The sequence below is a fragment of the Vibrio sp. TRT 21S02 genome (assembly GCF_050113675.1).
In the GTDB taxonomy this organism is placed as follows: domain Bacteria; phylum Pseudomonadota; class Gammaproteobacteria; order Enterobacterales; family Vibrionaceae; genus Vibrio.
On record NZ_JBNJOI010000002.1, the window covers coordinates 152,092 to 163,989 of the forward strand.

The window sequence follows — 11,898 nt, forward strand, 5'->3', positions numbered from 1 at the left end:
TGATGAAATATGCATGTCCAATGATCACTCTTATCTTATTCATAATGGGTTGTGGCGGCGGTGGTGATGACATAGGGAGCACTGCTGACACCAATGATATAAGTAATTCAACCGTCACGGCTCCCGAAACATCGACTCAGCCGCCGATAGCTGACGTTATGCCACTACGCTATATGAATGAATTAGTTGTGCCGGAGAATTTTGACTACAACCCAGTTGAGGGGCATGTTTTCGACATCGATATCAGCAGTTATTCAACCAACAGAGCTTATGTTTCCATCTATGGGCAATTTGAACAGAACGCAGATGGTAGCTATACCCCAGTCTATAATTCAAAGCTAACCGCTGGTTCATTGAACAATGGAGTCGCCAAGCTGGATTTCTGTATCAAAGAATCTCAGGCTAGTTTGTTAGCAGAAGTTTGGTTTTATGACGGTAGTTCCCCGTTACAAAAAACCTTAAACGGAAATCAAAGTTCTTGGATTTATTGAACTTGTTTTTCTATCTGACTCGCTATAGTAAGGTCAGTGTATCTATTTTTTAGAGACGATATGAATAGTCCTAAGGTATATCTGGCCATGCTAATAGCAGCAGTAATCGTTTTAATGATACTGAGCTTTAGCTTACAGCAAAAAAATGTACATGAATTTTCCGCAAAGGTAACGGCTAATACGCTCACTCAATCTTTAGATGGTCAAAGGCGATACTTAAATATAATAACGCAAACTAATGAGCCGCTATTAATTCACGTTGTGGCAAGCTTGTATTGCCCCGTGGGCTCTAATGTTCGTATACAAAAAGAAACCACATCTTTTGGAGATGAGGTCTACAAAGTTCTTCATTGCAATCCAGAATAAACTTAAAACTCACATTTCGTCGCTACAACTATGTTTAAATAGCAATATAAGAAAAGTTTTGAGGTGATTATGATGATACTAGTAACGGCTGAGTGGCTTTTTAACCGACTGGGAGAGGAGCGAGTTATTCCCCTTGATTGTAGTATTGATTTCAAGATCCCTTCTGAGAACGAGAAGGATACTGAAAACCTCATCCCTAACTCAATTCGCTTTGATTATGACAAAGAGTTTTGCGAACCATCCTCCTCCCTTCCCCACATGATGCCGAGCGAAGCTCGCTTTAATCAGTTAATGCAAGATAAAGGCATCAATAACGATTCAATTCTTGTTGTTTATGACAACAGTGGGACATTTGCTTCCCCGCGAGCATGGTGGATGCTCAAGGCTATGGGGCACGAATATGTTTATGTGCTAGATGGTGGGCTGACTGAGTGGAAAGCTCATGGTTACGAAACAACTCGATGTTATCGGAGTGTTGAATCCGATGGTGATTTTTTTGGAGTGCTATCTCCAGATTATTTTGTTGATGCCGCTACCGTTCTAAAGGCTATTGATAGACCGGATATCCAAACGCTTGATGCGCGTTCTCAAGCTCGTTTCGATGCTGAAGTACCAGAACCTCGTGAAGGAATACGCAGTGGGCATATTCCTCGTTCAGTGTGTCAGCCTTTTGCTGAATTAATGAATGGCCATAAGTTAAAAGCGACTTCAGCACTTGAACCGATAATTAAAGCTAAGCTTGAACAAGACAAAACGCAGTATATTTTTAGCTGTGGTTCTGGTGTGACCGCTTGTATCGTCCTTTTGGCAGCAAAGTTATGTGGTTATGAGCAATTGTCTGTATATGATGGTTCATGGACTGAATGGGGACAGAGATCAGATCTTCCTATTGAATAAGCAGAAGCCAGTGGCAATCACTGGCTTTTTTAATACATGTTAAAATCTATTTCAATGGCAATTACTGCTTGACGGTTAATACGACACGACGATTACAACCAGTTGCTAGATTTTGTTCCACTTGGCATATTGGTGCGCTTTCTCCAAATGCTTTTTCTACGATTCGATTACCTTGCTTCAAGTTATGTTTAAGGTAGTTGGCAACTTCTTTGGCTCTGCGTGCCGATAGTCCCTTATTGTATTGTTTGGTACCTGTACTATCAGCATGCCCCTCAATAAATATTTGTGACTTATCATGAACCAATGGTAAATATTGGGCCAACACATCTTTGTGCGTTGTTGTTAATTGATATTTGTCGTGCGCGTAGTTTAAGACAAGAGATTTAGTCTTTTGATCATAAAAACATGCCTCGTCTGATGGTGTTGTTTTTATCTTTTCACTATTTAAGCTCAATTGTGTGTTTGGGGTGGTCGACTCAAGCTGTACTAACTTACCAGAGACTTGCGTCGTCACTTTATGAGAAGAGACCAACTGCTTCGATGTAACATATTCATTGACCCCACCAAGGCAGTTGGCATAACCCAGTGGAGATATGAGTATAGCGGTAATAATGACTGGGTACTTCATGTTAATCCTTAAGTCTTCCTGTTTCTTCGTTAATTAAGTTCAGAATGAATTTGTAAACATCGTCACCATCTTTCGCGTGGTAGATATTCTCTCTACCGAAGCAGTCACCGAAACCATCACTTGCAGATACTTGATAGTTAATCCCAATAACGCCCATGGTAACTTTGGTTTTTTCATTGTCATCTGGGTTGGATGAATCACTCTGATATCGATTTTTCTTCGAACTGATCTTGGAACGCAATTTAGTGCATAGCCCTGCATCTACAAGGGACTGAAGGTACCCGCCACCACCAGAATCTTTTCCGTCTGAGAGGACAATAAATACTTGCTCTGGGTTTAAGTCCTTAGCTTTGTTAGCTTCTTGAGCGGCTGCGATAATGCCGTTCCAAGAACTTGTTCCCCAATTTGCTTTTAGATTCGTATCTAGAACCTTTGCTTTAAAAACGTCGTAATTATCTGTCAGGGGAATATCGTAAAATGGGTATCGCTCAACAAATTCTTCATTTGCTTCGACTAAATCCTTTGTCGCTTTGTACCCCATCCACCCCTGAGGTTTTCCAGTTCTTTGGAACTCTCTTGGAGTGTTGAACATATTTGCGACTGTTAATTTAGGTGTATTTCGGCGGTAATCGTAGGCAATTTTCATTGGCCAGCGACGTTTCATGCCATATTTATTGACACGAACTACTTCGCTTGTCTGCTTTAGATGGTAATAGCTATATCCAACTAGCGATACTCTACTTTTGTCCTCAGTTTCAAATTCTTTGAGATCATTGATTACACGTACAATCGTATCTTTAACCACTTGTAGTTTTGATTTGCCGTCTCTCCACGGGTCTTTCATTGAACCACTAAAATCACCAATAAAGTAAACATCAACAGGTTGTGGTAAGTACATACGTGTAGTTGATTGTCCTTTGACCTGAAATTCTGGTTTTAAGTTGACTTCTTCATAAGATATCCATGAACGATGTTTAGATGTCGCGCGAACAATTAAGTCAGTAAACGGTGCAAGTTCACCACTGTTTTGAACACAACCGTCCTTATACTCACATTTGCGATCAACAACTTCGACATCGATATCTTCAATATTATCGACAATGTAACGATCAACCAGCTGTCTTGCATAAGCTACGTTATCGTCTTCGTTGCCTTTAGGGCTTGCAATAAGTGCTAAGCTAGCGACTTCAGATGCTTCTAGTATCCTTGCGTGAGCCATCAACTGTTGCGACATTTGCATTGAAAATGCCATAACAATGACCATCATAGGCAAGACACCAACAAAAAGAACTCCTGCTACGCCTCGATTTTTTCTTATTGATTTCATATTAAATCCTTGCGAATGAATATGACGTACTAATGATGTGATTTACTTCTCCACTAGTTACACCTAGCAAGTTAAATGGAATCTCATAACACAGTGATACTTGATACATAGGTAATCGTCTTTTACGTGATGTAACTGGCAATAATTCGTTGGCTCTTTCCTCGGTTATATCTTCCATATCTGGGAAATTACATCCAATTACATTCCCTTTCTCTAACCGTTTATGATGGCGCGTATACTTTATCTGTCCGTTAGGTAGTGTACGTTCTGTTAGTCGTATTTCATCTATTCGCATGCCAAATTTGGTTTTGTCAAAGGTTGGGGTCATGCGTCTTAGCGAAGATGAGGCAATGGAAAAAAGAGTATTTTTCGTTCGATTGCAATTTCCGGCACAAACGTCTAAGTCATCGCTAAATAGTTGTTTTCGCTCGGCTAAAATAGTTGTAAGCGAATAAGTTGCTCTATCCAATTGACCTTTTTGATTTACAGCCAACATATAGTTAACAACTGCTAGGAATATTCCCGATGCGAATACTAATACTAACGCTAGTTCAACAGTAAAAGAGCCCTTTTGTTTAACTTGCACAACCTGCTCCTTGACCAACTTTGAATGAACAACGTTCGTACTCTTGGATCGTTATGATTTCACGTCGAATACGTATTTCAGGAAACCAAATTGACACGATTGGATCATAGGTGTAAACCAAACCATAAATAGCAATGGCCATATCCTTTGGTTGTTCTTCGCGATCTGGACATTCCTCTGCGTTATCGTAACTGTCGTCACACTCGAGTAAACTGTCATAATTACGAAAGTAATCCACTTTTATTTGTACACTTCCTTCTTGGACAACATTAGCCCATAACAACCCCCCTGCTTTGTTCAGTTCATCATGTATCCTCTGAGAGTAATTGACCGTATCGCGGTTACTTGAGCTCCCCGCTTTTTTTACACGCATGACGGCAGTTGTTAATGCATGATCTGTCATACTCATCGAATACGTCATGATGCAGATTTCAACCCACGCAAATGCGACCGCAAGAAAAATAGGGATCCCAATGGCAGCTTCAACTGTTAATGAACCCTTTTGTTTTTTTCTCATAGCTTCACATACCTTTTCTTGGTGTAGTCGACAATAAAGGCGCCTTTAATGTCCAAGCTATCTAGAAATGATTTGGCTTGATCTAAATCGGTGAAACTACCAATGCAGTAACGCTTCCAAAGCCCATGGGTATATGAATACACCGGACCAAAATTTGATTTTAAATAGTTAAGATAATCGGACGGGATCACTGAATACGTTGCTAGAACTTGAATGCGATACGTTGAAGGAGTACCCGGTTTTAGATTTCTTGGGTCTAATACAGATCCATCTAACATGTGGCTACCCGGTTGAAAACCGTTCTCTTTGGTAAATGCATTTGGCTTTGACAGGACCTGTTCTCTTTTGCTTTTGGGATGCCCTTTATTTGATGCCAAGGGGGACGCCTTTTCTGTACTCGCTAGCCTCATAGTTTGCACCCTTCCTTCATTCTTTTTCACTGACTTCATCAAAGAGTTGAGCTGTTTTCGCGCTTGTTCATCACTGTTATTATGTTTCAGTACTTCCAAGGCGATATCAGGTCTCCCAGCGTTAACTGAAGCGACAACTAAGTTGGATCGAACCTTTGTATCGTTTGGGTCACCTAAATAAAGGTCATACAAAATATCGGTAGCTCCCATATAATCGAATTGCATCATCTTCACTACGGAAATATTGTTGCGAGCTTCTCTATCTGACGCCCCAAGCTTACGACTTTCTTCAAACTGCTTGATTGCATCATCAAAGCGTTTTTGACGGGCTAGAATTTTCCCTGTAAGTAACGCATATTCATAATCCTCACCGCCTTCATCGAGGTATTTCTCAAGTTCTTTCTTTGCAGCATCAAATCGTTTCTTTTGGTAGTTAAGTCGAGCTACTGTGAGAATATATTCAGGTTCATCAAGTTCACTGTCGCTGTATGTGTTGCTATATAGTTCTGCCGACTTTACATCTTTCATATCCAGATATAAGTTGACCAATTTAACGCGATAATCCGGTTCGTTTTGGAGATTTGACTTGTAGAACTCAACTAACTTTTCATCATCACCAGAACCAAGCAGCAATCTTTCTTTTGTTGCCAATTCTGTGTTAACACTAGTGCAGCCAGAAAACAGCCCAACACTGAGCAGTAAGCCTAGAATTTTCTTCATCACATTAACATCCTCATAATGCCGGGAGCGACTATCAAAACGACGATTGGGACCATAATGAATGCGATAAGTGGAATCGACATTTTTGCGCCCATCTTGCCTATTTTTTCTTCTAAATCCATCATGTTAATTTCGCGAATATCTGTTGCTAAAGTCGCCAACACCGGGCCGACCGAAGAGCCAAACTGAAGGCTTTGTATTAATGTCATAACAAAACTTTGTGACTCGCTTGTGGGGACTAATTCATAGAATTCTTCCAGCGCTTTCTCTATACCTACGACCTTAGAGCGCTCAACAGTTACGCGCACAACATAAGCCAAATGTTTATCGACGGCATTTAACTCTTTTGAAAGGTAATCCAAGCTTGACTCGATCGTCATTCCGCTATGCACACAGACATTCATCAAATCGAGCAAAAACGGCAATCTAGAGCTGATGTGTTTAATGTTTGATTTCCCTCTACTTGAAATATAAGCGTCTGGTCCAATAATGCAGGCAATAACGGCACCAAGTAGATATATTAGCGTCATAAAAAGGCTTAGATCATTGCTCAAATATCCGTAACCAATGGCAACTAGACAAAGTACAAAGGGTATAATCTTAAACAAGTAATAAGTGTCTACTAAAAAATCGCTATAAATTCCGGCGGCAATGAATTTTTTCTTTGTTTCTTCTTTGTTAAAACTCACTCGACTTGTGATTGCATGTAAAGCCTCAGAACGTTTGCTTTCTTCTCGTGTTGAACCAATAATTTTTCTGGTTGCAATGTTGGCTTTGGTATTATCCCAAAGCATCATAAATAAAGCGGCAAGTCCCAATGAAGCAAGAAAAATAGCCCCCCAAAGCAAAACACTATTTAATTCCATCAGTCCACTCCTTTTAAGATGAACCAGATACAAGCAAAACCGATAAATTCACTGATCAAAACGTAATAAAAAATCGGTTTGCCTCCTTCTTCGAACATAACGAAATTATAATTTTCTGGACTCATAAATTTTAGAATTACGAGGAATATTACAGGCAAAGAAGCAATGATTTTTGCAGAAGCGCGTGCCTCGGAGGTAAGCACGTTCTTTTTTTTATCAACGGCTCTTGAGTCAAACATTAAACGATTAATCCGGTTGATTACGTCTTTGAGTTGACCGCCACGATTGAGATTGATCCGGATAGTTGAAGCAAAGAAAAAGTATTCAAGGTAAGGAAAATTGTTGCTGCTTCTCTCTAAAACGTCATCTGGGTCTTCACCAATAAGCAAGCGCTCTGCCATGCGTTTAAACTCATGCCCGACTTCGTTGTCGAGCTGTTTACCTACATACTCGAATGCATGAACAATGCTTTGACCTGAAGACATTGCGCCGCTAAGAATGTTTAACGCATCGGGAAAGTTATTTTTAAACTGTTCAGCTTGTCGTTGTTGCAGTTTGATATAGAAAATGACAAACAAGATGGGTTCTGAAATGATTAAGCAAACCAGAAAATCCATTTTTAAAAAGAAATCATTTAGGACATATACAACAACGGTACTCACGGTGAAAAACACCGTCAATTTTAAAGCCATATTGGGTTGAAATACTTTAATCGCACGCTTGTACTTCTGTGTGATGCGCGCCTTTAGGCTCTCATCGAATTGGTGGGAATCAATGACTGAACGTACACCTTTAATTCCTTCAAAGTCAGCGTGCATATCAATCAAGGTGCTCAGTTTTTTATTTCGCTTTGACCGCTCTATTAGTAGGTAAAGTAACAGCGCCATCCATGACAATATTAAAATCCATATCACGAGAAAATCTCCTTGACCGCTTTTTCTAAACCAAAAAACTTTGCACGTTCGTAAATCACAGAGCGCGTTGACAAACCAGGTGTGCGAAATTCACCTTTGATCCTGTCGTTATCTAGATCTGGGCTAGTCTCAAAACGGAAAATATCTTCCATTACAACGTTTTCTCCTTCCATCCCTAAGATTTCGGAAATGTACATAACTTTACGACTGCCATCGTGTAGACGTTTTACTTGCACGATAAGATCAACAGCACTAACGATGGTTCTGCGTATTGCCGATATTGGTAAGCTTGCCGTCGCCATCATCACCATGCTTTCCGTACGCGCAATGGCATCTCTTGGTGTATTGGCGTGGAGAGTAGACATAGACCCATCGTGTCCTGTATTCATCGCTTGAAGCATTTCAAAAGCCTCGCCACCTCGACACTCACCCACTATGATTCTGTCTGGGCGCATACGCAGTGCGTTTATCACCAGATCTCTAGCGGTTACCTCCCCAGTCCCTTCGACACTCGCTTGCCTTGTTTCAAGTCGTACAATATGAGGTTTTTGTAGTTGCAGTTCTGCTGCATCTTCAATGGTGACGATACGCTCACCCTCTCCGATAAAACCAGATAATGCGTTAAGCAAAGTTGTTTTACCTGAACCAGTACCACCTGAAATTAGAATGTTGCATTTACAATGACTTGCAATTGAAAGCAGTTTGGCCATTTCAACTGACATGGCACCAAACTCAACCAAATTTTCGAGTTTTATTTTCTGTTCTTTAAACTTACGAATTGAAATTGATGTTCCATCGATCGCGAGTGGAGGAATCACGATGTTTACACGACTTCCGTCAGCCAATCTGGCATCACACAAAGGCTTAGACTCATCGATACGGCGACCAACATTAGAAGCGATACGTTTAGCTATCGTGCTGAGTTGTTTTTCATTAACGAATTGAATTGGAGACTTTTCTACTTTCCCCCCTATTTCAATGAAGATATCGGAAGGACCATTAATCATAATATCGGAGATATTATCGTTATCGACTAACGCTTGAAGAGGCCCTAATCCTTTTAGTTCATCTAATAGCGCCTTCACAAGTTCGACTCGTTTAATCGAACTCACTTGCAGCTGCCTGCGTTCGATAAGCAAGCCTACTGATTCTTTTAGTTGTTCTTCGAGCTCATCATTGCTGATTTCAACTAACGTTGCTGCATCTAAAGCATCAAAAATTTCGTCGCGAAGCTCGATATATATTTGTTTTAATTGATTCATTTTTTAAACAGAGAAAAGCGTGATTTGGTTTTGATTTTTTTCCCTGTCAGATTCATAACAACTTCCGCAACAGGATTGGAGTATTTTGACTTCATGAGCCCTTCAATTCCTTCTTGTATCATCGTCTTTTCGAGATTTTGTTCATACATGATATCGAGTGTATCTTTGACTCGGATACGCTCCTTCGCGTTTGAAAGAGTGACCATATAGTCTTTGACTGGTCGGTTAAGGATAAACACCACTTGATGTTCGGATTTCCCCATTTTTTTCTTTAATAAGTTATAAGAGCGTAAAGAGGACACCGAGGGTTCGCAGACAACAAACACGCGGTGATATTTATCAGAGAATTCTCTGTCGTGGATTTCCTCATACACACTAAAGGGAGCTGAGTCGATAATAAAATTGTATTGGTCAACGAGTTCAGAAGATAAATTAAATAAGGTAGAAGCGTGATCGGCTAAGCACGCACTGTTTTTGTCCAACACTAAATAATCAAGCTTATCCTCAACTCTATGAACATAAGTTCTAGCAATGGCGCTATCAATATCAATTTGGTTTAGGTCAATACTGTTCTGTTTTGGTTTCAACCCTTTAACACCGAGAAAAATATCACTATTCGTCGCACCAGAATCATGATCAACTAAGAGGGTCTTCAAATTAGTTTGAGTAGCCAAAGCATTTGCGATCACTGAACTAAAACAAGAAACCCCTATTCCGCCTTTCGTACCCAAAATTAAAATGCGTTTAGCAATGCGTGTTTTCTTGGTTGATAAGTTATCAATTTGATGCGGTTGAAGTGACGCAAGTAACCCGTCAAGATCTGGGTCCCAAAGCACATAAATAGCGCCTATTGCATGGATTTGGTTTCGTAACTTAATGGAATCGATATCAGCTAAAACAAGCAAAGAAATACTGACATCAAGACGAGTTGCTATTATAGACACATCATCAACAAGTCTATTTGCACCTCGCATATCTAAAATAACGTGTTTCAAGTTCACATCAGATCGATTCCAAGACTCATCTGACTCTAAATCCGGTACTTCTATAGGTGCAGAGTATCCTTCAATTGCGTACAGCTCTCTTATAGAATTAAGCAATTGTTCATCGTCCGAAACGATAAGATCAGTAGACTCATTGTGTGTCTTGGTTCGAACTGACGAGCTTTGGAATAAATTGTTTAAGTCCATACTCATTTCACGCTTTTAACTGGATTAACTAAGCTAATGTTACGATTGTGTTCAAGAGCACATCCGAACCGATATTTATCGCGGTTTTTAAAGTTCAAAACACCACAATTATTACTCTCAATTTGTATATATAAGGCACGAATCGTAACGGACTTAACTTGCTCATTTTCTGCAAGAATGATGCTATATCGATTTTTTAGGATACCCTCAGAGCTAAATTTAGCATTGAGTTTATCGACAAACTCGCTAGCAGCTGTTTTATAAACAATTTCAAAGCGCGCTTTAGGTTGCTCACGATTTACTTTGCGTATAAAACTTGTCGCCCGTTTGATAGATTCACTGACATTTACCACATCAAATTCAATCTTTTCTTCGATTTGGTCGATTATTTGCGTATTGGAAACCTTTGTTTGAGAACAACCGAAGCTCATCAAAAATAAACAGGAGATTATTAAAATTCGCATTAGTTGAAACCTCCTGCGTTGATAGCTTTCTCAAGCTCAGGTTCATCTATACCCGATAAATCAATTTGTAAGAGTCGTTCTATGTCACTAGTACGACGAAAGCTTGGTAATTTGATGTCTTCAGGTTCTACTGGATTAACGAGATTGACCGTCGCCACGATAATGAGTTCTGTTTTAGAGCGATTGGTGGTTGTGTGACTAAAAAGCGCCCCTAAAATTGGAATGTCACCTAAAATAGGGATTTTACTCAAAGCTTCGCGTTCCTCTGAGGTTAATAAGCCCGCTAAAACAAAGCTTTGGCCATCTTTAAGTTGAACAGTTGTATTCGCTTTACGTGTTCGTAATGAAGGCACAGTGATTAAACCCGTCGAAGTTTTGGTTGATTCATCAATTGAACTAACTTCTGGGTGCAGCGATAAACGGATGTTTTCGGTATCAGTTACCTTAGCAATCATTGAGAGCTTAACGCCATATTCTTTGTAGGTAACACTTATGCCATCTTCACTCCGGACCGCTATAGGAATTTCACCACCAACTAGAAAACTTGCTTGCTCACCGGATATAACAGATAAGTTTGGTTCAGCTAATACCTGGCCAATTTTGTCGTCACCACTTGCAGATATGACAGCGACTATGTCTTGAGCCGTAAAATCAAGTAGTTTATTTACAAATCGACCTGACTGGCCATTGTCACTGTAACTCACTCCTAATTCGCTTAAAAACGAGCTTGAAACTTCTGCCACTGTGAGCTTTACATTAATTTGTTCAGTCGTTAGTACTTTTAGATTATTGATAACCTGTTCGTAAATGTACTCAGACATATAGTAAATAGGGTCACTACCTCCACCATCTTGTGGAGCTTTATATGTTTTACGATCGCGTTGCTTTTTAAGCATTTCACCCACTAAGCGATAAACTTTTTTCTTTACCTCTTCACTACTCACAACACCATCAATAACCACTTGATCACCGACATTAGAAATTACAATGTTTTCGTCGGGAAAGCGTGCTATTAACGTTTGCTTAAGTAGTCTTAGGCTTTGATTAATTACAAGTTCTGAATTGTAGATTTCATTACCACCGCGATCATAAACAATGACAGAAGTCGTCCCTTGACCTACTCCATAAACAACGACCTTATCATCATCAATAATTTTATAGTCTGCTACGTGTGGGTTTGCTACAAACACAGTTGCTACCTGACGTTTTAAACTAATTGTCTTTGCAGCACCTTGGTCTAAATTCATTAATCCAGAAGCA

The 11,898-nt window shown here is 39.8% G+C and carries 14 protein-coding genes; 3 read left to right on the forward strand and 11 right to left on the reverse strand.

What is annotated here, in order from left to right; genetic code table 11:
• Positions 1–2 precede the first annotated feature (2 nt).
• The 3 genes from ACQEXU_RS02810 to ACQEXU_RS02820 all read left to right on the forward strand — a co-directional run bounded on the left by ACQEXU_RS02810 (position 3) and on the right by ACQEXU_RS02820 (position 1,754).
• A complete protein-coding gene (locus tag ACQEXU_RS02810; RefSeq protein WP_427009590.1) occupies positions 3–491 on the forward strand; it encodes a hypothetical protein in 489 nt (162 codons plus the stop codon).
• A 60-nt stretch (positions 492–551) separates the two neighbouring features.
• Positions 552–857 carry a hypothetical protein gene (locus ACQEXU_RS02815; RefSeq protein WP_427009591.1) on the forward strand — a complete coding sequence of 102 codons (306 nt, stop codon included), beginning with the start codon at positions 552–554 and terminating at the stop codon, positions 855–857.
• Positions 858–926: 69 nt separating this feature from the next.
• A complete protein-coding gene (locus tag ACQEXU_RS02820; protein WP_427009592.1) occupies positions 927–1,754 on the forward strand; it encodes a sulfurtransferase in 828 nt (275 codons plus the stop codon).
• A 61-nt stretch (positions 1,755–1,815) separates the two neighbouring features.
• On the opposite strand, the gene ACQEXU_RS02825 is transcribed toward ACQEXU_RS02820, so the two are convergent.
• Genes ACQEXU_RS02825 through ACQEXU_RS02875 form a run of 11 tightly spaced genes read right to left on the reverse strand, consistent with a single transcriptional unit; the run spans position 1,816 to position 11,885 of the window.
• Positions 1,816–2,382: an OmpA family protein gene (locus ACQEXU_RS02825; RefSeq protein WP_427009593.1), complete on the reverse strand. Its 567-nt coding sequence runs from the start codon at positions 2,380–2,382 to the stop codon at positions 1,816–1,818.
• A gap of 1 nt (position 2,383) precedes the next feature.
• Positions 2,384–3,709, reverse strand: coding sequence for a TadE/TadG family type IV pilus assembly protein (locus ACQEXU_RS02830; protein WP_427009594.1), 1,326 nt, complete (start codon positions 3,707–3,709; stop codon positions 2,384–2,386).
• Position 3,710: 1 nt separating this feature from the next.
• A complete protein-coding gene (tadF, locus tag ACQEXU_RS02835; RefSeq protein ID WP_427009595.1) occupies positions 3,711–4,295 on the reverse strand; it encodes a tight adherence pilus pseudopilin TadF in 585 nt (194 codons plus the stop codon).
• Positions 4,285–4,812 (reverse strand): TadE/TadG family type IV pilus assembly protein, encoded by a 528-nt coding sequence (locus ACQEXU_RS02840; protein WP_427009596.1) that lies wholly within the window; start codon positions 4,810–4,812, stop codon positions 4,285–4,287. Before ACQEXU_RS02840 ends, tadF begins: the two co-directional genes overlap by 11 nt.
• On the reverse strand, positions 4,809–5,942 hold the full coding sequence (locus tag ACQEXU_RS02845; RefSeq protein WP_427009801.1) for a tetratricopeptide repeat protein: 1,134 nt from the start codon (positions 5,940–5,942) through the stop codon (positions 4,809–4,811). The genes ACQEXU_RS02840 and ACQEXU_RS02845 overlap by 4 nt, the downstream gene beginning before the upstream one ends.
• Positions 5,942–6,808, reverse strand: a complete 867-nt coding sequence (locus ACQEXU_RS02850; RefSeq protein ID WP_427009597.1) for a type II secretion system F family protein — start codon at positions 6,806–6,808, stop codon at positions 5,942–5,944. Before ACQEXU_RS02850 ends, ACQEXU_RS02845 begins: the two co-directional genes overlap by 1 nt.
• Positions 6,808–7,722 carry a type II secretion system F family protein gene (locus ACQEXU_RS02855; protein WP_427009598.1) on the reverse strand — a complete coding sequence of 305 codons (915 nt, stop codon included), beginning with the start codon at positions 7,720–7,722 and terminating at the stop codon, positions 6,808–6,810. The genes ACQEXU_RS02850 and ACQEXU_RS02855 overlap by 1 nt, the downstream gene beginning before the upstream one ends.
• A complete protein-coding gene (locus tag ACQEXU_RS02860) occupies positions 7,719–8,984 on the reverse strand; it encodes a CpaF family protein (protein ID WP_427009599.1) in 1,266 nt (421 codons plus the stop codon). The genes ACQEXU_RS02855 and ACQEXU_RS02860 overlap by 4 nt, the downstream gene beginning before the upstream one ends.
• Positions 8,981–10,174, reverse strand: coding sequence for an AAA family ATPase (locus ACQEXU_RS02865; protein WP_427009600.1), 1,194 nt, complete (start codon positions 10,172–10,174; stop codon positions 8,981–8,983). Before ACQEXU_RS02865 ends, ACQEXU_RS02860 begins: the two co-directional genes overlap by 4 nt.
• Positions 10,175–10,176: 2 nt before the next feature.
• On the reverse strand, positions 10,177–10,638 hold the full coding sequence (locus ACQEXU_RS02870) for an ATPase (protein ID WP_427009601.1): 462 nt from the start codon (positions 10,636–10,638) through the stop codon (positions 10,177–10,179).
• Positions 10,638–11,885: a type II and III secretion system protein family protein gene (locus tag ACQEXU_RS02875; RefSeq protein WP_427009802.1), complete on the reverse strand. Its 1,248-nt coding sequence runs from the start codon at positions 11,883–11,885 to the stop codon at positions 10,638–10,640. The genes ACQEXU_RS02870 and ACQEXU_RS02875 overlap by 1 nt, the downstream gene beginning before the upstream one ends.
• Positions 11,886–11,898: the final 13 nt, after the last annotated feature.